Origin of the sequence: Glaciecola petra (assembly GCF_031846345.1) — a bacterium.
GTDB classification, from domain to species: domain Bacteria; phylum Pseudomonadota; class Gammaproteobacteria; order Enterobacterales; family Alteromonadaceae; genus Glaciecola; species Glaciecola petra.
On the sequence record NZ_JAVRHX010000002.1, the window covers coordinates 1 to 25,368 of the forward strand.

Sequence of the window (25,368 nt, forward strand, 5' to 3'; positions counted from 1 at the left end):
GATATTTTGTTAAATAAGTGATTTTTTTTAACTACTTAATAAAACATCGCTTTTTCAAGCTTTAAACTCGGCCAATACTCAATGTAGAGTAAAATTAAATAACTAATAATCCACGCTATATGAAAATATGGCTGAGCTTCCTCGAGCGACCGCGGATTCTACACATTTAGTTTGTAAGGTCAACACTAAACATCACTAAAAGTTAGATTTATAGACAATTAGATGAGTTTACTAATCAAACGGCTAATTTTTATACTTATAAAGGGATTAAGAAACCTGTAAACCTATTTCATTAGTTTACAAAAATGAGTATTGTCTATTCAAATTATGCTACTCTAATAGGCCATAAATCATAGTTAACACCTCGCTAATAACGTTTTATGCCTGATATCTCTGTTTTAATCATTTTTATACCCACATTTTTCATTATTTCTATCTCACCGGGTTTGTGTATGAGTTTAGCCATGAGCTTAGGAATGACAATAGGGGTTAAAAGAACAATTTGGATGATGTTGGGAGAAGTAGTTGGTGTTTCTGTAGTCGCGGTATGTGCGATATATGGTGTAGCAACCTTAGTTCTTAATTATCCATTAGCGTTCAATATATTTAAGTGGCTTGCAGGTTTATATCTATTTTATTTGGGAGTTAAACTGTGGTTTACACCTATATCGTTACAAACAAATAACCAACAGCATACCTACACTAATATACAACTTGTTATTAAGGGCTTTGCTACTGCCGTTAGCAACCCTAAGGGTTGGGCGTTTATGACTTCTATTTTGCCACCTTTCCTAGATACCCAAAAACCAATATTTATGCAACTCACAGTTCTATTGACTATTATCATATGTAGTGAGTTTATATGTATGTTGATTTATGCAACAGGTGGAAAGGGTTTATCAAACCTCTTAAATAATAACAATCAAGCACAATGGATAAATCGAATCGGCGGAGGTTTACTAGCGTTAGTCGGTATTTGGTTAGCGATTGGCTAGGTTTTATAAGTAGCTTTACACTTCTTTAGGAAAGTATATGACAGTTAAAAAATTCGATGGCATTTTACCAATTTATGATAAAACTGTTTTTGTAGATGACAGTGCCGTTTTAGCGGGGGATATCAAAATTGGTAAAGATAGTAGTATTTGGCCAATTGTCGCAGCTAGGGGTGATGTCAACAAAATCAGAATCGGAGAACGGAGTAATATTCAAGATGGTTCCGTATTACATGTAAGTCGACCTAGCCAATTAAATCCTGAAGGTTATCCGCTAATAATAGGCGACGATGTGACCGTTGGTCATAAATGTATGCTTCATGGCTGTAAAATTGCCAATAATGTATTGGTAGGGATGGGCGCAATTGTATTAGATGGTGCAATTATTGAATCTGAAGTGTTAATTGCTGCAGGTTCTTTAGTACCACCAAGAAAACGCCTAGAAAGTGGTTATTTATACGTAGGTAACCCAGTAGAGAAAAAGCGCCCTTTAAAAGACAAAGAACTCGCATTTTTTAAAGACACCGCTGCCAATTATGTCATGTTAAAAAATAAGTACATGGAAAATAATTAGTACTACTGAGCGTTTGTTATCCGACTCTAAAGTTTTTTCTGTTGCTTAATTTTTAAACATAGAAATACTCGATTATAGCCGTGATGAGAAGCGTTTCTTAAACAAGTTTGAGGTTATTTATTAGCTAGCAAATACTGATGCACTTTTCCTACTTCAGGGTAATGACCAAACCAAAGGTAAAAACTTTGTGCCGCCTGGTTGACTAGCATTCCCAGACCATCAATGTTATTTGTGCAGCCAAAGCTATTCGCCTTTTGCATAAAAACAGTAGGAGAAGGTTGATAGACCATGTCATAGACAACTGGCTTATTAGAAAATACAAGATCTGAAATTTGCGGTAATTTCCCATATAGGCTCAACGATGTTGCATTTATTATTAGGTCAAAGCCTTCCTTTGCTTCGTCGTATGCTGCATCGTCGTAAACAGTCGCTATATTATCTTTATAGTGATTTGTTTCGTTAACTAACGCTATGGCTTTATCGGCGCTTCTATTATAAACCGACAATTGATTTGTGCCTGCGTCGATAAGAGCAGGTAAAACGCCTTTCGCTGCACCGCCAGCACCTACTACTAGAATGTTTAGGCCCTGTAAATCAACTCCATGATCTTTTAGATCATTCACCAAGCCTACACCATCAGTATTGTCTCCTTCAAAAATACTTCCCTTTCGAATAATAGTATTCACCGCTCCCGCTCTTTTTGCTTGTGAAGACAAAGACGAAACCCATTTGAGCGCATCATGCTTAAAAGGCATCGTAACATTTGCCCCGATAGTATTGGGCAGGCTAAAAAACTCATCGGCGGAAAAAGCAAATGCGTCTGCTTCAGCAAAACGTTTTACATATTGAAGATCAATATCGAATTGTTCAGCAAACAAAGCATGTATTATTGGTGATTTGCTCTGCTCTATTGGGTTGCCAAAAACGCAGGCCATAGTTTGTGAAGCACTCAAAAAAAAGTCCTAAAGAAAAAACGTCAGATATTGTATTAGAATAACGATAAACGAAACAATGTCATAGTAAATATCACTATGACAAAGCATATTTATTCGACTCATAGCTTATTTGTTTTCTAATATTTATTTCTCAATCAACTTAACTGCGCCTTGAATTTTATCAACGAATCGCAAACCTCCGCTACCAGTATAAAAAAGAAAGGTTGCACGTTGCCTGGTTGCAGGAACAAATTTACTATTTTGTAACGCATTTGAATAGTTAGAACTTGTATCCAACAGATACCGTATAAACCCATGGGTCAATATCGACTGTTACTTCGCCCGGTGCATTATTTGCGCTTAAGTCCGCATTATTCAACGTAAAAGTAGCGTCAGTGCTGATATCGATATAACGAACAGAGCCATTGATAAACCAATTGTCATCAACCATATAGTCAAAACCAACTTGTGCAGATAAACCAAAAGAGGCGTCTAGATCAAGGTCACTAAAACCTAAGGCTTCGTTACTGTCAGTAAAGTCTTCATCAAAAAAGATGGTGTAATTCAAACCAATACCAGCATAAGGTTGAAACGCTGAAGCCTTGTCAGCAAAAAAGTAGTTAGACGTTACTGTTGGTGGTAAATGTGTAACTTCTGCAAGCTTCTCAAGACCAAGCGGGTTAGCATTTACCTTAACATCGTGCTTAAACGGGGTTGCGGCTAAAACTTCTATATTCCAATTGTCTGTAAGGAAATAAGCAAAGTTAAGACCTAGCTGAGTATTATTGTCTACATTTAAGCCAAAGCCTAAATCGCCACCACCAACAAACACGTTAGAACTAGACTCGTCTGGCGCGACAGTCGTTAAACCAACACGTACTAGCATATCGCCAGTTTCGTGAGCTATTACATTAACACTAGTGAGTGATGCCAAAATGGCTAATCCGATTATTGATTTTTTCATTGAGTTTTTCTCCTGAGTAATTTTGAAGCGATGTTACACAGGGGAATAATTAAAATATTGATCTAGGTTAATGTTTTTAAAACAATGGTTTACAACTCTTTCTTTGTTTTGATCTTGATCAATAATTCGCGCTATTTTGTTTGGGGACAATAGAATGAGCCAAATAGAATCTCAATCATTCTTTATAACCACTCAATAGGTTTTAGATACTCCTGAATATTGCTTTCAGGGGAGCCTTTAGGGGCTAAATAGTTATACTCCCAGCGGGTTAAAGGGGGTAACGACATCAAAATTGATTCAGTACGTCCGCCTGTCTGCAAGCCAAACAAAGTACCGCGATCGTATACAAGATTGAATTCCACGTAACGACCTCTTCTATACAGCTGAAACTGCCGTTCTTTGTCGGTGTAAGGCGTGTTCTTTCGCTTTTCAACAATTGGAACATACGCTTTTAAATAGCCTTGGCCGACTGCTTTCATAAAATCAAAACTACGGTCAAATCCTTCCTGATTGAGATCGTCAAAAAATAGCCCACCAATACCTCTGGTTTCGTTACGATGCTTTAGAAAGAAATATTCATCACACCATTTTTTATACTTTGCGTAAACACCTGAACCAAAGGGCTCGCAAAGATCATAGGCAACTTGGTGCCAGTGTTTTGCATCATCCTCGAAAACATAACTCGGTGTTAGATCAAATCCACCGCCAAACCACCAAATAGGTGCCTCCCCCTCTTTAAGTGCTACAAAAAACCTAACATTAGCGTGGGAAGTTGGCACAAAAGGGTTGTGTGGATGTATCACTAAAGAAACACCCATTGCTTGAAAGCTTCTGCCTGCTAATTCAGGTCTGGCTGCCGTTGCCGAAGCAGGCATTTTGTTTCCGAATACATGCGAGAAATTAACCCCTCCTTGCTCTATGACTTGGCCATTTTTTAAGACTCTAGAACGACCACCACCGCCTTCTTCCCGATCCCATGAATCTTCAACAAATTGTCCGCCAGCATCAACCAAAGTAAGTGATTGGCAAATTTCATCCTGTAAATTTAGTAGAAAGTCTTTTACTTGTTTTATTTGCGCAGCATCTACTTGACTCATTTTATACTCATCGTTATTTAAAGGTGACTAACAAGCTTAGAGCAATAATCTCTGAGCCTTATTTAAATTGTGGGCTTAAGCCCTTATGGTTTCAAGCGTTAAACTATGAAATATTTTGCTTGGCGTTTGTTGTTGCCCCAAATCACCCTCAATTATATGAACGCCATCAGGAAAATAACTTAATACCTGCCTAGCCGTTTTAGCAGGCTCTAATCCAGCGGGATTGGCACTGGTTGACACTATAGCTTTACCAAGCAAATCACACATAGTATTTACAATCGGATGGTCGCTTATACGCACAGCGACCATGTCCGAGTCACCGCTGACCCAATCAGGCGTGCTCGCAGACTTAGGCAACAACCAAGTAATTGGGCCAGGCCAACTTTCTTTGATTCTCATTTGAGTTGATATAGATAAACTATCCATCGACACATAAGCTTGTATTTGCGTCCATTGACTCGCAATAAGTATCACCCCTTTTTCAACCGGGCGTTTTTTTAACTCAAGTATACGATAAAGCGCTTCTTGATTTTGGGGATCACAACCAAGACCAAACACTGCTTCGGTCGGATAAGCAAACACACCTCCATTATCAAACCAAGACTGCAAATATTGTAAACTATCTTTCATTATTGGTGCCTTTAAAAATATATCATCTTGATCAATAGGTGCTAATCATTACAAGAATAATGACAATCTTGTTCAGCACAAACTAACGATGCGTCAGTTTTGGATTTTTTATAAAGAATATTAGCACCACAATTTGGACAAGTTTTTGCAACAGGCTCATGGTTAGCGATGAATTTGCACTTTGGGTATCCACTGCATGCATAGAATGTTTTACCAAAACGATTTTGTTTTGCCTGCAAAATGCCTTCATCACACTTTGGGCATGCAACGCCTTCACCTTCGCGTCTCTGATCTGGATTTTTCTTCGTTGAGATAAAGTCACACTCAGGAAAATTAGTACAACCGATAAACATACCGAAACGACCCTTTTTTACCGCCAATTCCTTACTACATTTTGGGCACTCACTACTTTCAATGTATTTAATTACAGTGACGGTATTTTGATTCAGGGCTTGTGAATAATCGCACTCTGGATAGCCGGTGCAACCTAAAAAACTAGATTTGCCTACAAATTTTATATGCAAGGGAGAGGCGCAATCTGGGCAATCACCATAGGCAAGTTGATTGGCATTTTTAGACGATAAAGGTTCTACCTTGTTTTTCATCTTATCAACAAACTTTTAAATAGTAGGATCTTAATGTAATTGCCCTTCCGGCAATTCAAAAATCAGCTCTTCCATTTGTTCGTAAGCTAATTCTTTGCCTGGCACATTAAATAGCACCATCAGCACGACCCATTTCAAGTCAACCAAACAAAATTCTGAAGAATCGATTTCCATCACTCGATCAATAACCATTTCACGAGTATTAGAGCAAAGCACATTTATTTGCTCTAGAAATATCAAAAATCCTCTACACTCTATATCAAGTTTAATTAATTCATCTTCACAATAAACACGAGTATTAGAGATCTCAGCAGAATGGGTTAAATATGGTGTAGTGTCGGTTGATTGAAGGTCGCACAGTTTTTCTAACCAAGCTAAAGCTTTATATATTTCGTCATGATGAAAACCGGCTCGAATCAGCTCATCGGTTAATTCATCTTGATCAACCATTAACTCTGTCTGATTGTTTACTAAGTTCTCAAATAAATACATGAGAATATCGAACATGTTTTAAGCCCCCAATTTAATATAACCTTCGGCGGTTGACGCTACTAAGCCACGCAACTCATATTCTAATAATTGTGTCAGCACATCACTCAAGGACATACCGCTGCGTTGTGCAATTGTGTCAACTGATGTAGCGCTGTAATCAACACTATCTAACAATAGCTCAGAAGCCAAGCAAGAATTGGTTTTTTTTTCATTTTTTTTATCAGCTATAGTTACATCATTAAAACCACTCATATGCATCAGCTCAGTAACAATATCATCAGCACATTCTACTAACATCGCTCCTTGTTTAATTAACCAATGGCAACCTTCGGCATTTGGGTTATTTATATTGTTAGGTAAAGCGAATACTTCCCTATTCTGCTCCAATGCATATTTCGCGGTCACTAAGGATCCGCTTTTTAGTTTTGCTTCTACCACTACCACACCCATGCTTAGGCCACTAATAATCCTATTCCTCCGAGGAAAAAACTGCGCCATGGGCTTAGTGCCTAGGGGGAATTCAGATAATATAAGCCCTGTATCCCTGATTTGCTGATAAAGATCTGCATGTCTTTTGGGATAAATAATATCTACCCCACAACCCAACACAGCGATAGTAGGCAAGTTATTGGCCAAACTCGCTTTATGACATGCCGCGTCAATACCTAGAGCCAATCCGCTAATAGTGCCAATATTATCGAAACATGCTAGCTGTTGAATTAATGTATGGCACGACTGCACGCCATAAATAGACGGACTTCGACTGCCCACAAAGGCGATTTGAGGCCAACAGAGCAAATTTACATCTCCCACTGCAAACAGAAAAAGAGGAGGCCTAGAAATTTGCCGAAGTCGATTAGGATAATAAGGACTATCAAAAGAAATAAAATGATGAAGTACAGATTGTGCTAGCCAATGCAAGCTTGAGCGCACTTGCTTATCTATAGAATAATTTGGTGTCTTCAAGGCCTTAATTTGGGTTTGGTTCCAACCAACTTTCAATAGGTTTTGCTTGCTTTGTTCACATAATTGACTTAAATCGCAGTTTAATTGTTCTGCACTTTTAAGTAAGGAAACAATGCCTAACTTCGGTACACTGGCTAAATATAAAAACCGAGCACACTGGGACTCGACAGAAATGGATGTTGAATGTTGCAATGCGTTTTTCCTTCCTTGGAATCACAAGTTTATCTATACAATTATCCCCGCTAGGGTTGTTAATAATTGTATTGTTTAAGGTCTAGCAATAATTTCTCCACCACTTAGGTGTGTGTTAGTTTTAGTCACCCATGCATAACTGGCATTCTCAAAGCTACGAATGACAACTAATTCACCGACCTTAAATGCCGGTTGCTCTACTTCTTCGGTCTGTTTGAATAAGTCAACAATGCTCGATTTAGTCAACGCATAACTAGATTCTTTGTCGTAGCTAATGTCTTCGCCTTTTTCGTAAATACCAAACACTGTACCTGGTTTTACTTTGCGCGCACCAATATTAACGATTACTACGTCATGAGCACCAATTAATACATTTCCATTCACATTTTGAACCAATTCACCTACTTGTCTGTTTGCTGGCTTTAAGCGTAGGTCTCTTTTTTTAACCTTTTCGCTAAGGACTAATTTATCACCTTTTTTAGCTTCGATTTTACTTTCGTGAATTTTAACAATTTGACGTTGCTGAGAGAGTGTTTCGGTAACGCTTGCGTCGCTCAAATAGCTTACTTGAACCCCTAAACTTTTACCCAAGCTATCAAATACCTCACGTTCTTTGCGCACAACTTTATATTCCGTCTTGGTATCATCAACATTATGCGCAAGCACAAAATCAGTGTTAGTGAAACGAGGCGAACCTTCTTGATCTCCTAAAACAATCGGCAATGATTGATATTTAACCGCGTCCATCATGCTTCCATTACCAAAATGATGTTCGATATCACTCCAAGGTAATACAGAAATAGGCGATGGTTTTGTTGTTACTTTGCTATTAGGCGTGAGGGTAATTGTTGACTTGTCTCGCACTAATTCAAGTACCGGTTGACCGTTTTCATATCGAAGTCTAAGCACATCACCAGGATAAATAAGATGCGGATTTTCAATTTGCGTATTGGTACGCCATAACTCTGGCCACAACCAAGGTTTGTCTAAAAATAGGCTGGAAATATCCCAAAGAGTATCTCCTTTGACAACAACATAAGTTTCTGGCGCATCTGATCTAACGCTTATATCGTCTGCTCTAATGGCTGACACCCATAATAATGTTAGTGTCAAAATACCTATTTTGATAAGACTTGAGCTCTTTGCCATTGCACTTAACCTTTGTAAAATTCTTCTAATGTTCGGCGTTTAACGAACATAAATAAGAGTTGCCGCTTCACATTCACTTATTAAACTCTTGGTGAGTGATTTATCTCAGCAACAACTGATGTATAATAAGTTATCGGTTTAATTGAAATAAAATTAAGCGATTGAGTAACTTATTAGCCTTTTAGGCGCAATATAAGTGACATGCAACACTAAAATTGCTAGAGCTTAAAACTAAAACCTATTCAATCGAAACAACAATAAGATTGAATAAAACCCTAAGCAATACCATATTAACCCTAAGAAGCATTGGTTAAATACGAATTTTGCATCAATGTTATAGATATTGATACTGACCTAAAGAGTGAATTTATGCCTGTACTAAAAGTATTAACGTTTCCCGATGAACGGCTGCGAACAGTAGCTAAACCTGTAGAATCGGTAAACAAAGACATTAAAAAATTAGTCGCTGATATGTTTGAAACCATGAAAGATGAAAAAGGTATTGGTCTTGCTGCTACCCAAGTGAATGTTCATAAACGTGTTGTGGTAATGGATGTATCGGAAGAACAAAATGAACCTTATGTGTTTATCAACCCAGAAATAATGGAAAAATCAGGCTCAACGATTAGCGAAGAAGGCTGTTTGTCAGTGCCAAATAACTATGCAAAAGTAGACCGAGCTGAAAAGGTAACGGTAAAAGCTCTCGACAAAAATGGTGAATCATTTGAGCTCGAAGCAGAAGGCTTACTAGCGGTTTGTATACAGCATGAACTTGATCACTTAAAAGGAAAATTGTTTGTTGATTATTTATCCCCTCTAAAGCGCGACCGAATTAAAAAGAAACTAGAAAAAGAAGCTCGTTTAGCGGCTAAAGCATAAGGTAGGAAAGATTGCGTATTTTATTTGCCGGCACGCCTGATTTTGCTGCTGCTCATTTACAAGCATTGATTGATGCTGAGTTTGAAATAATAGGTGTTTACACCCAGCCAGACAGACCCGCAGGCAGAGGTAAGAAACTCAACCAATCGGCGGTTAAAAAACTCGCCATCGCGAATAACTTACCGATATTTCAGCCTCCCTCTCTTAAAGATCAACAAGTGCAAGCCGAACTTGCCGATTTAGCACCCGATATTATGGTGGTAGTTGCTTATGGCTTAATTTTACCCAAAGCAATTCTCGACATTCCTTCTAAAGCTTGCATAAACGTGCACGGGTCTATTTTGCCAAAATGGCGTGGAGCAGCACCTATCCAACGGTCTATATGGGCAGGCGATGAAAAAACTGGCGTCAGTATCATGCATATGGATGAAGGCCTAGACACCGGTGATGTGATTCATATAGCGTCAATTCCAATAGAAAACGACGATACCAGTGCCAGCCTCTATCAAAAACTAGCGCATTTAGGGCCAAAAACACTTGTACATTGCTTACAAAATTGGCATAGCTTTGGGCGCCAAAAGCAAGAAGATTCGAAGGCAACCTACGCGAAGAAGTTAAGTAAACAAGAAGCGTATTTAAACTGGCAAATGCCCGCCCAACAGTTGCAGCGCAACGTTCGCGCGTTCGACCCATGGCCAGTCGCATGGTTTGAGTACAAAGGAAAAGCGTTTAAAGTTTGGCAAGCTCGTGATGAAACGATCGAAGCCGGGCAACAAAGCAGAATGACACCGGGTGAAATTATAAAGTTTGATAAAACAGGCCTATTTATCGCAACAATCGAAAACGTGTTAGTCATAGATAAACTGCAAATCCCAGGCAAAAAACCGCAAAGAATAATCGACTTAGTCAATGGCCAAGCCGAGTTATTTGAAGTGGGTGATATAATAGAATGAAATTAAAAACGGTCTTTCAAATATACATTTACAAAGTAATCTTTGAATTTGTGGGCACCCGCAAATGAGAGAGTTAACATTAAGGCACGCGAACGATTTGCGCTGTGATGCCGCGTGGGTATTATTTCAAATATTAGAAAATGGTCATTCTGCCAGAGAATTGATGCCAATAGTGTGGCAACGTCATCCAGACCCCAAAAATCGGGCGTGGTTACAAGAAATGATTTACGGGAGTTTACGCACGTTGCCAAAATTACAATTTTGGTTGCGGCAAATACTCGACAAACCACTAAAGAAAAAACAAAAGATAATCGAGCATTTAATCATGCTTGGCTTGTATCAATTAACACATACCCGCACTGCAGAACATGCTGCGGTTTCAGAAACCGTTAATGCTTGTAAAAAGCTGAAGGAAGAGCGTTTAGCCGGTTTAGTTAATGCCGTATTAAGGCGATTTCAAAGAGAAGGCCTTGCCAAGCAGCCAATCGGCCAAGCCCATATCGATTTAGGTGTGCCGAAATGGCTTTACAAGTTGATTGCGACAAGACATCCAGACGATGCTGAAAATATTATCAAAAATATGCAGAAACGAGCTGATATTTGGTTAAGAGTTAATACGCTACAAATTGATCTTAAAGATTATTTGGCATTGCTGTCAGCTTCAGCTTATGATTTTGAACAAGGGCTAGGTCATGCTATTAAGCTAAGCAAACCTGGCGACATTACTCTATTACCTGGCTACAATGAAGGACTATTTGCAATTCAAGACCAAGCTGCACAACAAGCCGCTCGTTTACTGCAACCAAAAGTGGGCGACACAGTGCTTGATTGCTGCGCAGCTCCTGGCGGCAAAACCGCTGCCATAATTGAGTGGCAACCTAAGTTGAAAGCTCTTTATGCACTAGACTTGCATAATGATAGAGTTGAAAAAATACATGAAAACTTACTGCGTTTGCGTCACTTGCCCGCCAACGAAAATATGGTGAAAATTATTACCGGAGATGCACTTGAGCTATCTGAAAACCCTTATTTACCAGAATTTGATAAGATTTTACTTGATGCCCCTTGCTCCGCCACAGGCGTAATACGCCGCCACCCCGACATTATGTGGCTACGTAAACCACAAGATATTGAAGTCCTCGTCGACATACAGGCAAAAATACTACAACAAGCTTGGCAGAAACTAAAAGTAGGCGGCGAACTCTTATACGCAACTTGCTCAATCTTGCCACAAGAAAACCAACAACAAATAGAAAACTTTTTAAACAAAAATGCAGACGCAAGCTTAACTTCAGTTGAAACCAACAATGGCGAAATAGTCGATTATTGGCAGATTTTACCCGGCCAAGAAAACATGGATGGTTTCTTTTATGCAAGACTGCTAAAGTGTTAGATAAAAGATATGACAATAATCTCCTTTACGAAAAAGAACTAGCATGAAAATAATCATTATAGGCGCTGGTCAAGTAGGTGGAACCCTCGCTGAAAATTTAGCGGGAGAAAAAAATGAAATTACCATTATCGATTCTGAATCGAGTATTTTGTCGAGCTTACAAGACCGCTTAGACCTCCAAATTGTATGTGGTATTGGTTCACATCCTGATGTGCTCAAAAAAGCCGGTGCTGAAGATGCAGACATGATAATCGCTGTTACTAACAGTGATGAAAGCAATATGATGGCTTGTCAAGTTGCTCATAGTTTATTTAAAACGCCCACCAAAATTGCACGAGTTCGGTCTGAACAATATATCATTTATCAAGATCAACTGTATCAGAATAAAGATATTCCGGTGGATCATCTTATTGCGCCAGAGCAACTGGTCACTACCGCTATTAAAAGACTTATCGATTATCCCGGCGCACTGCAAGTAGTAGAGTTTGCTGATGGCCGAGCCAGTCTGGTTGCTGTTAAAGCCTATTATGGTGGTTTGTTGGTTGGGCACGCATTATCAGCACTGAAAGAGCATATGCCAAATGTTGATACTCGAGTAGCGGCGATTTATAGACGTGGTAGACCTATCCGCCCACTGGGATCGACGGTTATTGAAGCCGACGATGAGGTCTTCTTTATTGCCGATACCAAACATATTCGAGCAGTAATGAGCGAGTTACAAAAACTGGAAGCCAGTTATAAGAGAATCATGATAGCCGGTGGCGGATTAATTGGTGCTGGTTTAGCGAAACGTTTAGAACGTAAGCATAATGTTAAGCTCATCGAATACAGTTTAGACCGAGCAAATTATTTAGCTTCAACCCTAGATCATGCGACTGTGTTTCAAGGAGATGCGTCTGATGCCAGCCTATTATTAGAAGAGAATGTTGAGCAGGTTGATGCCTTTATTGCGGTAACTAACGACGATGAAGCAAATATTATGTCAGCGATGTTAGCCAAGCGTATGGGAGCGGCTAAGGCCATGGTTTTGATACAACGCAGCGCCTATGTGGACTTGGTACAAGGTGGCGATATTGATATCGCATTTTCGCCACAGCAAGCTACAATATCTGCGCTATTAACCCACATAAGACGGGGCGACATTGTAAACGTGCACTCACTCAGAAGAGGTGCCGCCGAAGCAATTGAAGCAATTGCTCATGGTGACCAACAAACGTCTAAAGTAGTGGGTAAACAAATTCGTGATATTAAACTACCACCAGGCACAACTATTGGTGCAGTAGTAAGAGAAGACGAAGTAGTTATTGCACATTCTGATACCGTTATTAAAGCAAATGATCATGTTATTTTATTTTTAGTCGATAAAAAATTCATTGGCGATGTAGAAAGATTATTCCAACCAAGTGCTTTGTTTTTTTAAGGCTCCATTCACAAGGATAAGTTATGTTTTCAGGTATATTTTTTATTGCGCTTGGTTGCCTACTATTATTCTTTGGGATTACCCAAGACGAATGGTTCGATATTGTTTTGGGTATTCTAATGATGTTGTTTGCGTGCGAACGTTTTTATTTGTTAGCCACCGGCAAAACATCCATTTTTGGTAAAAAAGAAGATAAAAAAACGAACTGATTTTACGCATAAGTTTACTGTTTTTTTATCATTTTAAATGAAAAACCTGTTCCGTCTTTCCCTAACACACTAACCCGTAAACCAGTGTTTGAGAGCACTTTGTACTGAATCTTAGACGGAAAATCATGCTGTAGGTTTTCAAAAGAAAATGTTTCTTTTTCAGCTGTATTTAAAACGAAAGGAATACCTCTTCCATCATTTTGGTTTAACACCGTCGCCGTATAAACTACCTTATTGTCGGCAAATTTTATTTCCATCTCTTCAGTAACTTTCTTATTTCCTTGAATAATTTTGTACGACTCTCCAACTAAGGTACCCGCAACTTTTGTCTATGATTCATATGTTTGCGTGCCTTCAACTTGCCATGTTCCTAGTAAGAATTCGACTCTCGCTATCTGATTTTGCGGAACACAAGACTACAAAATTATAAAGGCTATTTGCATTCTGAGGTTGGAAATTGCTTTTTCTGACTTATCTGGGTGAACCTAGCACGGGTTGGAAAATAGGTTAGAAAACGGCTCCTTAGAGGCAGTTTCAGGTCGGTGACGCTTGTAAGTTTCACTCTGTTGTTTTGCTAGCACATAGTTTTATCCATGAATATTGTGAATTATATTGTGACTAATAAGAGCTTAACTTACGACTGACCGAACGGCTGCTTTTGCGCTTTTCTTCGCATTAGCCGACAAGGTTTCTAATAGAAATTATTCAACTGAGTTCAGTATGTAATTCGTCTATCTCTGGCTATTTGCTCTACTTAGATTTGGTTCTAAGACTTGAATACTTAAGCCTCCAATTGCCTTAAAATCTTGTTAGTTTCTTCAAGTAATTGTTCAATTTCATCAAATGTTGTTTTGTTTACTGTAAAAACGGTAACGCTTGGCACGTTCATAAACATTCACTGCTTCATCAGTCTTAAGGACATCCTTGTCCTTGAAGCTTTTTCACTCTTTATTTAATTCAAGCGTGAGTTTGTCAATGACTACATCCAAAACTTCAAGGAGTTCTTCATTGGTTACCTGAGGGTTGTTATTAATGTCACGTATTCTGTGGATGTAGTTGCCCGGGTAGCGTTTTACTAACTCGTTTCTTATGGCTTGCATGGCGGGTCTTCGATGTCTGTAGACACCATCTACTTCAATCGCTGCGTAATACAACGAACAGTAAAAGCTAAACTTCCCCGTTTGTATGTCATCATCACAAATTCGATCTCCCGCCAAATTTCTGGTGTCTTGTGACGACATAATGACTTTTGCTTTTTTAACTATTGAAATATCGGTTTCGGAGACTGAAAAATAAACACCCATCCATTCATTATCATTTTCATTTGCTACCCGGATGACTATGGGCATTACCAAGTTTTTTTCGAGACAATTGCCGATAAAGTGAGTTTCACCTTGTTTTGATAGTGTGCACTCCCGGTCTGGATGTCCATCCCAACCTAACTTAATGATTCCTTTGTTCCTATCATAGTTATGTACAGGTAAATCAGTCGCCTTTCTCCCAAAAGGGGCCAGTCTCACCTTTAAATCAGAACCGTTATCAATAAAGTAATATCTGCCCATTTTTAGTTTCCCGCCTGCTTGTGTGTAATAGCCATAGCGCAGACTAGGGTTTGCTCCGTCGACAACATCATACTTGTCCCAGGACAAATCGTAAGCGGGGGATTCAAAAGTGAATGTAAGTAAGATAAACAGTAGTGGTAATTTAAAATTCATATTTCCTCACATTTTGAGGTGAGCAGTAGTCCGAAACCGTCACACAGTATAAACCGCTGGGCGAATTTTGGGTAGTGGCATGTAAACCATGACAACACTCACACTATTTGACAGTCGACGGGATTGAATCAATACTTGCGGTACACAATCAAAATGTATAAGTACATAAATCCAATGAAAATCAGCATATTGCTTCTGCTTTTAGCTTTCGTCCATTCCTTTGCTGTGGCTTCAGTGCCTTGCGAAGAATCACCAGAGTCGGCAAAAATCACTGCACAGAGAATGGCGTTCAATCAGGCCATTGTAGATACAGATATAAAGACGATGGATAAAATACTGACGTCTGATGTTATCTTGATTACTGGCACTGAAAGCGTTGTTTTTTCTGGGAAACAAGCTCAATTGTCACTCTGGGAAGATGATGCAAAAGAGAACGGTGACGCCAAAACCATTTGCGACAGGGTGGCGCAGTGTATTCAGGTGACTTCTGATGAGAAAATGGCAATGGAATCCGGCCAGTGGTTGTGCAGCAATAGCGGCGAACTTACTTATAAAGGCATTTATTCAGCCAAATGGCGACAAATTGATGGTCTCTGGCAAATCGAAGCAGAAACATTCATGACAACCGAGCAATTGAAGTAATCATTCGTCAGAATTATTACTACATTAACGCCTCATTCAGAGGCAATAAAATAGCTGGTTAAAATTAGCGAGGCACGAGCAAAAACCAGCCAAATAGCAACCTTCGTGCGCAAGTCACTGCATCACAGCGAGGGAAAAATAGCCCTAAACTAAACAATCAAGAAAATAGCCAAACTGATGAGCCATACCATGCTAGAGGGATGACATGGGCTCAAAGGCTAAAACGAGTATTCAACATAGACATTACCGAATGCGAAAAGTGCGAGAATCACAATGTAAGCATCATCGCTTGCATTATAGATGCCCACGTTATTCAAAAAATACTGAAGCATTTAGATAAAAAGTACCCAGTGTCTGCGCAACCAACACAGTTGCCACCTTTGCGGGCACCACCTAAAGAACAATACGCAGAGGATTTTACTATTCAACGTGAATTCAACTTTGGGGCATAAACTACCTTCAATGCAAGAGTGAAAAAAACACACTATTACACGGTGGGAGCAATGGCATGCTAATCACCCAATTCCTGTACCGATAGCTTATCTTCGCATGACATTTCAAACTAACACAGCATACAAAACTTACACAATTCAACATTTCAATATTTTCCACTAACTTATTAGCGTATCAGCAGATATTGGAGGGTTTAGTAATAGAGCGCATATTTAGTACAACCTACTCAATTTGCATATAAAACAGAAACTTGCAAAATTTTTTCAATTGAGGATTGGTAAGATTGTTAAAAAAGCTGACAGGAGAATTAGTTATGAAAGTATTTTTGAGGGAATCATTTAACGTAAAAATGTCGAATGATAATAAGTTTGATATTATTTGGGGTCTTGAACGGCACTTGAGGCGCAGTTTCCGGACGGATTGTGCACTATTTATTAGATACATCCCTCTCGTCATTCCCGCGAAAGCGGGAACCTCTCACAATCAAGGCGTGATTTAAGAAAAAACAATGGATTTAAGCTTTTTTGAAAGTGGCTTTTCTTATATTTATTAAGCTGTTTTAGAGGTTCCCACTTTCGTGGGAATGACCTAGGATGTTTATAAATTTGAGGTATAGCTATGTCTGCTTTTGGATGTTTTTTGTCAGTCATTTAAAAAGAAAATACTCAAAAGCTTGGCTTAATCTACCATCTTTTGCACAAAACGGACGTTGGTCCGTTTCCATTTAAATCGTTACTTCCAACCTCAGAATGCAAATAGCCATTATAAATAGCGTCAAAATAAAATAAGTCTGGATTGATTTCATATCATTATATTCAGAATATTCAGATTTTAGTTAGGGTCTGTCGCCCCTAATCTGAGCACCCTTTTCTATCTCAAGCTCGGGATGATTATTGAACAAACTAACTGCGCCAGAAAGTGGGTGAAAACAAAACCAACAAAGAGAAGATTTCAAGCCGGCCAAATAACATTGCGACCATTAGAAACCATTTACCAGCGTCGGTTACTTGAGCATAAGTGCCAGCAACTTCACCTAAGCCAGGACCTAAGTTGTTTAAAGCCGCAGCGGTAGCGGAAAAAGCAGTAACGTTGTCCAAGCCTGTTGCAATGAGGCCAATCATAATAATCACAAAAACCAAAGCATAGGCAGCTAAAAAGCCCCAAACCGCCTCAACCACACGACTGGGCATAGCCCTGTCTCCCAACTTAACTGAATACACCGCTTTAGGATGAATTAGTCGGTCAACTTCGCGCTTGCCTTGGATAAATAATAAAAGCACACGTATCACTTTTAAACCACCACCCGTCGAGCCAGCACAGCCACCAATAAAGCTAGAAAATATTAGTAAAATAGGTAAAAACGCGGGCCATGAAGAGAAGTCTGTAGTCGCAAAACCAGCTGTAGTGCTGATAGATACTGCTTGAATAAGTGCTTGGTCAAAAGCAACCTCAGCACTGTCATAAGCAGAGTAATAAACCAATACCAAAAAACACACTGTAACCAGAGCAAACTGAATGCTGAAAAAGGCTTTGCACTCTGGATCTCTGAAATAATTTCGAATGTTGCGACCACTAACTGCCGCGTAGTGTAATGAAAAATTAAGCGCTGCTATCCATAAAAAGACAACACACACCATATTTACTGCCGCACTATTAAAATAACCTAAACTCGCATCGTAAGTAGAAAAACCTCCTATTGCGACGGTTGAGAAAGCGTGGCAAACAGCATCAAATAGATTCATGCCGGCGACCCAATAGGCAGCGCTACATGCAATTGTTAACGACAAATAAATGTACCACAAATGTTTGGCAGTATCGGCAATTCGCGGGGTCATCTTAGAGTCTTTCACCGGGCCTGGTGTTTCTGCACGATAGAGCTGCATACCTCCAACGCCAAGTATTGGCAAAATAGCAACCGCCAACACTATAATCCCCATCCCTCCTAACCATTGCAATTGTTGACGATAAAACTGCACGGCTTTAGGTAAGAACTCGATACCTTCAATTACTGTTGCGCCGGTTGTGGTTAATCCAGAAAATGACTCAAATATAGAATCGGTAAGACTCATCTCAGGTTGATTTAACAAAGAAAAAGGAAGCGCGCCGAACAAAGCAAGGACTGTCCAGAAGAGTACAACAATCAAAAAACCTTCTTTTGCTCTTAAATCTGCTCGATTTCGACGATTAGGATACCAAAATGCTAAACCTGTTACTAAACTCAAGAAGAAAGCGACAACAAAGGCCAAGCCACCGCCATCTTCGTAAATGACAGAAATCAAAGCAGGCGGCAACATCGTTACGCTAAACAGCGCAACCAGTAAGCCTAGAATTCTTATTATTGCCCGATACTGCACTTTTTGAGTGCCCCCAAATTACTCTTTAGCTTATAAGTTCTAGAGTAACCAAATTTAATGCCAAAACTGTATAGGTAGTTATAACTCATTGAACGAAAAAGATAAAAAAATAAATTCATTTTTTTACTTGGCAACGTCAAAATTTGTGATAACTTTATCACATCAAAGTAGCCGCAAAGGTTATTCTTTGATACCAAGCTGATAATAATAATAGGTTAACAAACCAGTTTAAAATACGTAAAAGAAAATGGAACTGCTGAACTTCGGTATCTTTTTATTCCAAATCTTGAACAACTAAATACTTTTTTCTTTTTGATTAAGGTAGTTTTTTTGTGCCTAAAAAAAGTTGCTAACATAGTTATCCACAGCAAAAATTAAACGTAAGTTTAAAAAATTGTCTAATAATCAATCATTTAATGTTTCAACAATCAAAAGTGACCAAAAATATGCACAATGAAATTTCTCCACCTTTAGTATTAGTTGACGGTTCGTCTTATTTGTTTCGAGCCTTTCATGGATTACCTCCGTTAACTAACTCCAAAGGCATGGATACTGGCGCAATATATGGCGTAGTTAATATGCTTAGGTCACTAGTCAAAGATTATGGACCAACCCATATGGCAGTGGTATTCGACGCTAAGGGAAAAACATTCAGAGATGATATATATAAAGAATACAAAGCAAACAGGCCACCAATGCCTGATGAATTACGTTCTCAAATTGCCCCTTTACATAAAATAGTCGAAGCAATGGGCTTTTCACTAATAGTTGAACCCAATGTAGAAGCCGACGACGTAATCGGCACCCTCGCCAAACAAGCCTCAAAAGAAGGTGTACATTGCATTATTAGCACCGGTGACAAAGACATGGCTCAGTTAGTAGACAAACATGTTACGCTCATCAATACAATGACCCGTACCGACATGGATAGAAAAGGCGTTGTAGACAAGTTTGGCGTACCTGCAGAACTTATAATTGATTATTTAGCATTAAAAGGTGACAAGGTCGACAATATTCCTGGTGTCCCCGGTGTTGGCGACAAAAGTGCTGTGGCTATGCTAAATGGTATTGGTGGTGTAAAGGAGATTTACGACAATCTCGATAAAATAGCTGAACTTAACTTTCGTGGCGCTAAAACCATGGCCAACAAAATGGCAGAGTATAAAGAACAAGCCTTATTATCTTATGAACTTGCTACCATTGTCTGTGACTTAGACTTAAACACAGAATTAACATCACTCAGCATAGATGAAATGAACAAGCCTGTGTTACGAGAGTTATTTGCGGAGCTCGAATTTAAACGATGGTTAAGTGAGGTTAGCGATGCTGAAACTCTTGCTCAAGTGAGTAAAAACCAAGATTCAGCAGCACAAAGCACAAGTGATAGTAGCGATAGCGTTGCTGTGATAAATACCGATGCATATATTACCGTGTTTAGTGAAAACCAATTTGCAGAATTAAAAGAGAAAATTTCTACAGCTGAATATTATGCAATAGATACTGAAACCACTAGCCTTGACTATATGCAAGCCGAGTTAGTGGGATTTTCATTTGCCTTTGTTGACGGCAGTGCATATTACGTCCCGGTCGCTCACGACTATCCTGGCGCGCCAGAACAACTGGACCGAGAATGGGTAATCGCTCAACTTAAACCTTTATTAGAAGACACGTCAGCCAAAAAAATTGGCCAACACATTAAGTACGATAAAAACGTTTTAGCTAATTACGACATTCAACTAGCGGGCATAAAATGCGATACCATGTTGGCGTCTTACGTGCTCAATAGCACTGCAACCCGCCACGATATGGATAGTTTGTCGCTAAAATATTTAAGCCATAAAACAATCAGCTTTGAAGAAATAGCAGGTAAAGGTGCTAAGCAAATTACCTTTAATCAAATTGATTTAGACACTGCAGCCAAATATGCCGCCGAAGATGCTGACATTACGCTTAAATTATATGCAGCTCTGGTAGATTTGTTAGAAAAAGAAGAAGGCTTGAGCGAATTATTAAATGACATTGAAGTTCCCTTATCGTCAGTTTTGGCAAGCATGGAACAAACAGGTGTATTAATAGATTCACAGAAATTGGCTCAACAAAGCCAAGACTTGGCGGCTCGAATACTTGAACTAGAAGGACAGGTTCACGAACTCGCAGGTGAAGCATTTAATCTGGGGTCTACTAAACAACTACAACATATATTATTTGAAAAATTAGAACTCCCCGTTAAAAAGAAGACGCCCAAGGGTGCGCCCTCTACGGCAGAGGAAGTATTACAAGAATTAGCACTTGAATATGAACTACCGGCCTTGATCATGCAATTTAGAGGCTTAACAAAATTAAAAAATACATACACCGACAAACTACCCCGTATGATCAATCATCGCACAAACCGTGTGCATACTTCGTATCATCAGGCAGTTACTGCAACCGGTAGGCTTTCATCGACCGATCCAAATTTACAGAATATTCCAATCAGAACAACTGAAGGTCGTCTAGTTAGGCAAGCTTTTATTGCCCGACCAGGATATAAGATTGTAGCGGCTGATTATTCGCAGATTGAACTAAGAATAATGGCTCATCTGAGCAAAGACCCAGGATTATTAAATGCCTTTGCTAAAGGCTTAGATGTTCATAAAGCTACTGCCGCTGAGGTGTTTGGTGAATCCCTAGAGAGTGTAACCGACAACCAAAGACGAAGTGCAAAAGCAATTAACTTTGGGCTGATTTATGGCATGTCGGCTTTTGGTCTTGGTAAACAATTGAATATTCCACGTTACGATGCACAAGCATACATGGATAAATATTTTGAACGCTACCCAGGTGTTTTGACTTACATGGAATCTACACGTGAAGGTGCTAAACAACTAGGCTATGTCACCACGGTATTTGGTCGACGCTTATACTTACCAGAAATTAACGCTAGTAATGGATTGCGCAGAGCAGGTGCAGAACGTGCAGCTATTAATGCGCCAATGCAAGGCACAGCAGCCGATATAATCAAAAAGGCGATGATTGTGGTAAATGACTGGATGTTATCGTTAGTCGAAAAAGACACGATTATCATGGTCATGCAAGTACATGATGAATTGGTTTTTGAAATCAAAGAAGAAAAAGTCAATGAATACACACTCAAAATTAATGCGCTAATGGAAGAATGCGTTAGCCTCGATGTACCCCTAGTTGTAGAGGCTGGTATCGGTGACAATTGGGATGAAGCACATTAATTTAGAAATTCTTTAATTTTTTTGAACTTTTGCTCAATGCAAGGCTCTATATACCTGAATGTGTTGTTCTCCCTGAGAATTAGGCTCCAATATAGCAGTTTGGAGCCTTTCTTTTTTTGGTTAACCTTACTTTTACCTACAAACGCCCAACCTTAAGGCCGAGTCTTAGCTTCTAGTATTATCAGCTAAATATATTTGCAACACGATTTAGAACATTATCGCTTATTGGGGCGACCAAATTAATCCTTAATAAATTAGCTACAGTCTTAGCACTTGAGCAATCAAACCATTTCTGAATTCCTTTTACGACGAAGAAATAACATTGCAACTAGTACAATACCGCTCAAAAAAAATACCGGTGGCGAAGAAGCTTGAACGACCAATGGAGTATAGTCGTAAGCAACTTCTACAAAGCCTGAAATAGAAGGTACACTAGAAAGTGACAAATAAGGTTGATAACCAGTGAATGTAAGGGGTGAATCTAAGCTTGCACTAAAGTCAAAATCAAACAGATCATCACCAATAAATTGATTTGTGCTGAAGCCAAAAAAGCCCCGACTCGTGATACCTCTTGAGTCGTATGTAGTAGTGTATTGTATGTCAAATTGAACCGATTCAAATCTTGTAAAACTTTGACCCGAAGGTAGTACGATTGCACCAGCAATCTCTATGTCACCCTCAATATTTTCACTAGCTAGCGATATGTTTTGTAGGGGTGTTCTCCCAAATATATCGGGGCCTAAACCATTCAAAGTTAGTCTATTGTTATTGACTGTCGTGGTAATCGCTGAAACATTGGAGTTTCGAAATAGACTACTTACACCGACATTGACATCATATAAAATCCTAACAAAATTAAGTGTGCCAAGTTTACTATCAAATTTTTGTATGGATGCTGTGTTTCCAAGAATGTCACTGCTTACTCTGATAACACTTGAATGTGCTGTGAATGTGGCTGTCAAGAGCGAACCAATAAGGCCGAGTACAAACGCTGCACGTGTGATGGATAAAGTCATGATATTTCCTTATGTATTAATAAAAGTTGAACTAAAAACTAGCTCACACCTATTAATGCGTGAAATAACAGCAAAACCCCTCATTAAAAATTACTTTACTACCTTCAGAACGCAAATAACCTTGATTATTTGCCCAACTTTTTATCTAGTTTGAGGAATATCCAACCATTCTGATAATATTCTTTCTGTTTCTGGCAGGCCCAATCCATTGAGCGAAGAAAACGTTTGCACCCTAACATCGCCATTAAATGCGATACATGCTTCGCGCACCATTAGCAACTGACTATTTCGCTTGCCTGATTTTAATTTGTCGGCTTTTGTTAATAATACTAATACTGGCAGTTGTGCACTAACAGCCCAAAAAATAAGGTCTTGGTCTAAATCCTTTAGTGGGTGTCGAATATCCATTAATACGACCAAACCTTTTAAACATTCGCGTTTTTGTAAATACTCACCTAAAGATTTTTGCCATTTTTCCTTCATCTTTAATGGCACTTTCGCATATCCATACCCTGGTAAATCCACTAAACGACGCGTTTCATCGAGCTCAAATAAGTTGATAAGCTGGGTACGACCGGGTGTTTTACTCGTTCTTGCGAGGTTTTTTTGGCGAGTGAGTTTATTTAATGCGCTTGATTTACCCGCATTTGAACGCCCTGCAAAGGCTATTTCGCTGCCCTTAAATGTTGATAGATGCGAAATATCTGGCGCGCTAGTTAAAAATTTAGCTTGTGTAAAATAAGACATATAAATTTAGGCTTGCTTAAAATTAATGCAAGTTTACACTTAAAAAGTTAATTTGTTTGCAGTAAATACATAGTATTATCAAGGAAATGTTTTATTAAGCCGTTAATAGTGTAAAATATTCGACCAATTACAAATTGTGCTGAATTAATCCTCACATTTAGAGAGTATAAGTATGAAAAAATATTGTTTGCTTTTAGCTTTGTTCCTAGCTCACATGGGCTCAGTCTTTGCCGAGGGTGATCCTGAAGCAGGTAAAAATAAAGCGATAGCTTGTGCTGCATGCCACGGAACTGACGGTAACAGCGCCCTCGACATGAATCCAAAAATTGCCGGGCAACATGCTGGATATTTAGTAAAGCAACTTCAAGAGTTTAAATTGGCCAGTCAAACTGGTGGTAAAGAAGGCAGAAACAACTTGGTGATGAATGGCTTTGCAGCGGGATTGTCAGACCAAGATATGAAAGACATTGCGGCATATTTTTCGGAGCAAACATTGAAAATAGGTGAAACGCCTGAAGATGTGATAGAGCGCGGAGAAGCACTTTACCGCGGTGGCGACGCTGAAAAAGGAATCACCGCATGCATAGCGTGTCATGGACCAGATGGTAAAGGTATGAACTTGGCTGGCTTTCCAGCGATTGGCGGACAACATGCAACATATACCGAAAGTCAATTAAAAATGTTCCGGTCTGGCGATCGTAATAACGACTTAAATGGCATGATGCGGGATATTTCAGCTAAATTATCTGACGAAGATATTACGATACTTTCTAAGTACTTAGCTGGTTTACATTAATTTTTTTGTAAATTTCTTGTTAAAAATGTTGTAAAAATATTTTTTTAACGTATTATTCACACATCTCCGGAACAAGACCAATAAAAACAAAGTTTCTGGGAATTAAAAAAGTATAACAAAGCGTAATGGAGTACCAAAAAACAAGTTCGTTTGTTTTGAGAAAAATAATAAAAAGTAAAACACTAAAACGAACAAAAGCACATGATGTGCTTGAACGGGAGAGGTGTCACTAGACACTCATTAAATTAAGGTGATAGTTAACGCTATCGCCTTTTTTCTTTTTTGACGCTAAAAAAATTATACGAAGTTCTTATCAAGCCAACAACGAAATTGTCCTGTTACTTCCCTTTTAGGTATACTAGCCCAAATCACCACCTTGTTTAGGTAAAAAGCCCAGATCATAGGCTTTACAACAGCAATTAGAGTACATAATGCCACGTTCAAAAAAAACACGTAAAGTAGGGAAAATTGGAGTTTCAAAGGCTGATAAGCCTCAAAGCTCTAAAAGAAGTTCTAAAAGCACTGGTTTTACTAGCAAAAGTCGCAAAAGCAATGGAAATAAGTCGGGAACACGGCAGCAAGTAGCTGAAACTGAAAATGCTCGACCTAATAAATCAAAAGTCGACCCCAAAATTGGCAGTAAGACACCCATTGATATTAATAAATACAGAGCCGGCAACAAAAAGCCAAGTAAGCTTGTAGCAACTGCTGATACACCTCGCTATAACACCCCACAGGACGAACTAGAAGCGATAGAAAACAATAAGGAACTTGAGCACTTATTGGAAAAGCAACAACACAAAGCATTGACAAAGACAGAACTCATCTACGTAGATAATTTGACTAGCCGATACCAAGAGTTATGTGAAATGTTAGGCATAGACATCAGCGAAGAAGATGAAATTGAAACTGAAGATGATCCCTTTGCCCAGCTCGACGCAATAAAGCTCGAAGACTTTAAAGATTAA

The 25,368-nt window shown here is 39.0% G+C and carries 24 protein-coding genes and 1 pseudogene; 12 read left to right on the forward strand and 13 right to left on the reverse strand.

What is annotated here, in order from left to right; genetic code table 11:
• Positions 1 to 380 precede the first annotated feature (380 nt).
• Both RM552_RS08005 and RM552_RS08010 read left to right on the forward strand, forming a co-directional pair.
• Complete coding sequence (locus RM552_RS08005; RefSeq protein ID WP_311368303.1) at positions 381 to 995, forward strand: LysE family translocator; 615 nt, start codon at positions 381 to 383, stop codon at positions 993 to 995.
• Positions 996 to 1,032: 37 nt separating this feature from the next.
• A complete protein-coding gene (locus RM552_RS08010; protein ID WP_311368304.1) occupies positions 1,033 to 1,566 on the forward strand; it encodes a gamma carbonic anhydrase family protein in 534 nt (177 codons plus the stop codon).
• 113 nt (positions 1,567 to 1,679) lie between these two features.
• Here RM552_RS08010 and aroE read toward each other — a convergent pair whose 3' ends face one another.
• From aroE to RM552_RS08050, 8 genes are all read right to left on the reverse strand, one after another.
• Positions 1,680 to 2,519 carry a shikimate dehydrogenase gene (aroE, locus tag RM552_RS08015; protein WP_311368305.1) on the reverse strand — a complete coding sequence of 280 codons (840 nt, stop codon included), beginning with the start codon at positions 2,517 to 2,519 and terminating at the stop codon, positions 1,680 to 1,682.
• Positions 2,520 to 2,781: 262 nt separating this feature from the next.
• Positions 2,782 to 3,465, reverse strand: a complete 684-nt coding sequence (locus RM552_RS08020) for an OmpW family outer membrane protein (protein ID WP_311368306.1) — start codon at positions 3,463 to 3,465, stop codon at positions 2,782 to 2,784.
• Positions 3,466 to 3,647: 182 nt separating this feature from the next.
• The gene (gene hemF / locus RM552_RS08025; protein WP_311368307.1) at positions 3,648 to 4,562 is read right to left on the reverse strand and encodes an oxygen-dependent coproporphyrinogen oxidase; all 915 of its coding nucleotides are present in this window, start codon (positions 4,560 to 4,562) and stop codon (positions 3,648 to 3,650) included.
• A gap of 75 nt (positions 4,563 to 4,637) precedes the next feature.
• On the reverse strand, positions 4,638 to 5,192 hold the full coding sequence (tsaC, locus tag RM552_RS08030) for an L-threonylcarbamoyladenylate synthase type 1 TsaC (RefSeq protein ID WP_311368308.1): 555 nt from the start codon (positions 5,190 to 5,192) through the stop codon (positions 4,638 to 4,640).
• A gap of 41 nt (positions 5,193 to 5,233) precedes the next feature.
• Positions 5,234 to 5,797 (reverse strand): DNA topoisomerase family protein, encoded by a 564-nt coding sequence (locus RM552_RS08035; RefSeq protein ID WP_311368309.1) that lies wholly within the window; start codon positions 5,795 to 5,797, stop codon positions 5,234 to 5,236.
• A 30-nt stretch (positions 5,798 to 5,827) separates the two neighbouring features.
• Positions 5,828 to 6,304 (reverse strand): DUF494 family protein, encoded by a 477-nt coding sequence (locus tag RM552_RS08040; RefSeq protein ID WP_311368310.1) that lies wholly within the window; start codon positions 6,302 to 6,304, stop codon positions 5,828 to 5,830.
• Between the two features lie 3 nt (positions 6,305 to 6,307).
• Positions 6,308 to 7,447 (reverse strand): DNA-processing protein DprA, encoded by a 1,140-nt coding sequence (dprA, locus tag RM552_RS08045; protein WP_311368311.1) that lies wholly within the window; start codon positions 7,445 to 7,447, stop codon positions 6,308 to 6,310.
• A 75-nt stretch (positions 7,448 to 7,522) separates the two neighbouring features.
• Positions 7,523 to 8,596: a LysM peptidoglycan-binding domain-containing protein gene (locus RM552_RS08050; protein WP_311368312.1), complete on the reverse strand. Its 1,074-nt coding sequence runs from the start codon at positions 8,594 to 8,596 to the stop codon at positions 7,523 to 7,525.
• Between the two features lie 369 nt (positions 8,597 to 8,965).
• On the opposite strand from RM552_RS08050, the gene def reads away from it, so the two are divergent.
• The 5 genes from def to RM552_RS08075 all read left to right on the forward strand — a co-directional run bounded on the left by def (position 8,966) and on the right by RM552_RS08075 (position 13,450).
• Positions 8,966 to 9,475 carry a peptide deformylase gene (def, locus tag RM552_RS08055; RefSeq protein ID WP_311368313.1) on the forward strand — a complete coding sequence of 170 codons (510 nt, stop codon included), beginning with the start codon at positions 8,966 to 8,968 and terminating at the stop codon, positions 9,473 to 9,475.
• 11 nt (positions 9,476 to 9,486) lie between these two features.
• On the forward strand, positions 9,487 to 10,428 hold the full coding sequence (gene fmt / locus RM552_RS08060; protein WP_311368314.1) for a methionyl-tRNA formyltransferase: 942 nt from the start codon (positions 9,487 to 9,489) through the stop codon (positions 10,426 to 10,428).
• Between the two features lie 64 nt (positions 10,429 to 10,492).
• Positions 10,493 to 11,821, forward strand: a complete 1,329-nt coding sequence (gene rsmB / locus RM552_RS08065) for a 16S rRNA (cytosine(967)-C(5))-methyltransferase RsmB (protein ID WP_311368315.1) — start codon at positions 10,493 to 10,495, stop codon at positions 11,819 to 11,821.
• A 43-nt stretch (positions 11,822 to 11,864) separates the two neighbouring features.
• Complete coding sequence (gene trkA, locus RM552_RS08070) at positions 11,865 to 13,241, forward strand: Trk system potassium transporter TrkA (protein WP_311368316.1); 1,377 nt, start codon at positions 11,865 to 11,867, stop codon at positions 13,239 to 13,241.
• Between the two features lie 23 nt (positions 13,242 to 13,264).
• Positions 13,265 to 13,450, forward strand: coding sequence for a hypothetical protein (locus RM552_RS08075; RefSeq protein WP_311368317.1), 186 nt, complete (start codon positions 13,265 to 13,267; stop codon positions 13,448 to 13,450).
• 14 nt (positions 13,451 to 13,464) lie between these two features.
• Here the strand turns inward: RM552_RS08075 and RM552_RS08080 are convergent.
• Positions 13,465 to 13,758, reverse strand: a pseudogene (locus RM552_RS08080) (DUF6265 family protein); the annotation flags it as partial.
• 633 nt (positions 13,759 to 14,391) lie between these two features.
• Positions 14,392 to 15,165 (reverse strand): hypothetical protein, encoded by a 774-nt coding sequence (locus tag RM552_RS08085; protein ID WP_311368318.1) that lies wholly within the window; start codon positions 15,163 to 15,165, stop codon positions 14,392 to 14,394.
• A gap of 174 nt (positions 15,166 to 15,339) precedes the next feature.
• On the opposite strand from RM552_RS08085, the gene RM552_RS08090 reads away from it, so the two are divergent.
• Both RM552_RS08090 and RM552_RS08095 read left to right on the forward strand, forming a co-directional pair.
• Complete coding sequence (locus tag RM552_RS08090; protein WP_311368319.1) at positions 15,340 to 15,807, forward strand: nuclear transport factor 2 family protein; 468 nt, start codon at positions 15,340 to 15,342, stop codon at positions 15,805 to 15,807.
• A 200-nt stretch (positions 15,808 to 16,007) separates the two neighbouring features.
• Complete coding sequence (locus RM552_RS08095; protein WP_311368320.1) at positions 16,008 to 16,259, forward strand: hypothetical protein; 252 nt, start codon at positions 16,008 to 16,010, stop codon at positions 16,257 to 16,259.
• A gap of 903 nt (positions 16,260 to 17,162) precedes the next feature.
• On the opposite strand, the gene RM552_RS08100 is transcribed toward RM552_RS08095, so the two are convergent.
• On the reverse strand, positions 17,163 to 18,614 hold the full coding sequence (locus tag RM552_RS08100; RefSeq protein ID WP_311368321.1) for a TrkH family potassium uptake protein: 1,452 nt from the start codon (positions 18,612 to 18,614) through the stop codon (positions 17,163 to 17,165).
• A 446-nt stretch (positions 18,615 to 19,060) separates the two neighbouring features.
• On the opposite strand from RM552_RS08100, the gene polA reads away from it, so the two are divergent.
• On the forward strand, positions 19,061 to 21,841 hold the full coding sequence (gene polA, locus RM552_RS08105; protein WP_311368322.1) for a DNA polymerase I: 2,781 nt from the start codon (positions 19,061 to 19,063) through the stop codon (positions 21,839 to 21,841).
• 281 nt (positions 21,842 to 22,122) lie between these two features.
• Here polA and RM552_RS08110 read toward each other — a convergent pair whose 3' ends face one another.
• The gene (locus RM552_RS08110; RefSeq protein ID WP_311368323.1) at positions 22,123 to 22,857 is read right to left on the reverse strand and encodes a choice-of-anchor E domain-containing protein; all 735 of its coding nucleotides are present in this window, start codon (positions 22,855 to 22,857) and stop codon (positions 22,123 to 22,125) included.
• A gap of 141 nt (positions 22,858 to 22,998) precedes the next feature.
• Positions 22,999 to 23,604, reverse strand: coding sequence for a ribosome biogenesis GTP-binding protein YihA/YsxC (gene yihA / locus RM552_RS08115; RefSeq protein ID WP_311368324.1), 606 nt, complete (start codon positions 23,602 to 23,604; stop codon positions 22,999 to 23,001).
• A gap of 172 nt (positions 23,605 to 23,776) precedes the next feature.
• Here yihA and RM552_RS08120 point away from each other — a divergent pair, with 172 nt between their 5' ends.
• Together RM552_RS08120 and yihI are read left to right on the forward strand one after the other, a co-directional pair.
• Positions 23,777 to 24,400, forward strand: a complete 624-nt coding sequence (locus RM552_RS08120; protein WP_311368325.1) for a c-type cytochrome — start codon at positions 23,777 to 23,779, stop codon at positions 24,398 to 24,400.
• Between the two features lie 431 nt (positions 24,401 to 24,831).
• Positions 24,832 to 25,368: a Der GTPase-activating protein YihI gene (gene yihI / locus RM552_RS08125; RefSeq protein ID WP_311368326.1), complete on the forward strand. Its 537-nt coding sequence runs from the start codon at positions 24,832 to 24,834 to the stop codon at positions 25,366 to 25,368.

Coding starts and splice junctions, on each gene's coding strand:
- RM552_RS08005 (WP_311368303.1), top strand. CDS start 381: ATGCCTGATATCTCTGTTTTAATCATTTTTATACCCACATTTTTCATT.
- RM552_RS08010 (WP_311368304.1), top strand. CDS start 1,033: ATGACAGTTAAAAAATTCGATGGCATTTTACCAATTTATGATAAAACT.
- RM552_RS08020 (WP_311368306.1), bottom strand. CDS start 3,465: ATGAAAAAATCAATAATCGGATTAGCCATTTTGGCATCACTCACTAGT.
- hemF (WP_311368307.1), bottom strand. CDS start 4,562: ATGAGTCAAGTAGATGCTGCGCAAATAAAACAAGTAAAAGACTTTCTA.
- tsaC (WP_311368308.1), bottom strand. CDS start 5,192: ATGAAAGATAGTTTACAATATTTGCAGTCTTGGTTTGATAATGGAGGT.
- RM552_RS08035 (WP_311368309.1), bottom strand. CDS start 5,797: ATGAAAAACAAGGTAGAACCTTTATCGTCTAAAAATGCCAATCAACTT.
- RM552_RS08040 (WP_311368310.1), bottom strand. CDS start 6,304: ATGTTCGATATTCTCATGTATTTATTTGAGAACTTAGTAAACAATCAG.
- RM552_RS08050 (WP_311368312.1), bottom strand. CDS start 8,596: ATGGCAAAGAGCTCAAGTCTTATCAAAATAGGTATTTTGACACTAACA.
- def (WP_311368313.1), top strand. CDS start 8,966: ATGCCTGTACTAAAAGTATTAACGTTTCCCGATGAACGGCTGCGAACA.
- rsmB (WP_311368315.1), top strand. CDS start 10,493: ATGAGAGAGTTAACATTAAGGCACGCGAACGATTTGCGCTGTGATGCC.
- trkA (WP_311368316.1), top strand. CDS start 11,865: ATGAAAATAATCATTATAGGCGCTGGTCAAGTAGGTGGAACCCTCGCT.
- RM552_RS08075 (WP_311368317.1), top strand. CDS start 13,265: ATGTTTTCAGGTATATTTTTTATTGCGCTTGGTTGCCTACTATTATTC.
- RM552_RS08085 (WP_311368318.1), bottom strand. CDS start 15,165: ATGAATTTTAAATTACCACTACTGTTTATCTTACTTACATTCACTTTT.
- RM552_RS08090 (WP_311368319.1), top strand. CDS start 15,340: ATGAAAATCAGCATATTGCTTCTGCTTTTAGCTTTCGTCCATTCCTTT.
- RM552_RS08095 (WP_311368320.1), top strand. CDS start 16,008: ATGACATGGGCTCAAAGGCTAAAACGAGTATTCAACATAGACATTACC.
- polA (WP_311368322.1), top strand. CDS start 19,061: ATGCACAATGAAATTTCTCCACCTTTAGTATTAGTTGACGGTTCGTCT.
- RM552_RS08110 (WP_311368323.1), bottom strand. CDS start 22,857: ATGACTTTATCCATCACACGTGCAGCGTTTGTACTCGGCCTTATTGGT.
- yihA (WP_311368324.1), bottom strand. CDS start 23,604: ATGTCTTATTTTACACAAGCTAAATTTTTAACTAGCGCGCCAGATATT.
- RM552_RS08120 (WP_311368325.1), top strand. CDS start 23,777: ATGAAAAAATATTGTTTGCTTTTAGCTTTGTTCCTAGCTCACATGGGC.
- yihI (WP_311368326.1), top strand. CDS start 24,832: ATGCCACGTTCAAAAAAAACACGTAAAGTAGGGAAAATTGGAGTTTCA.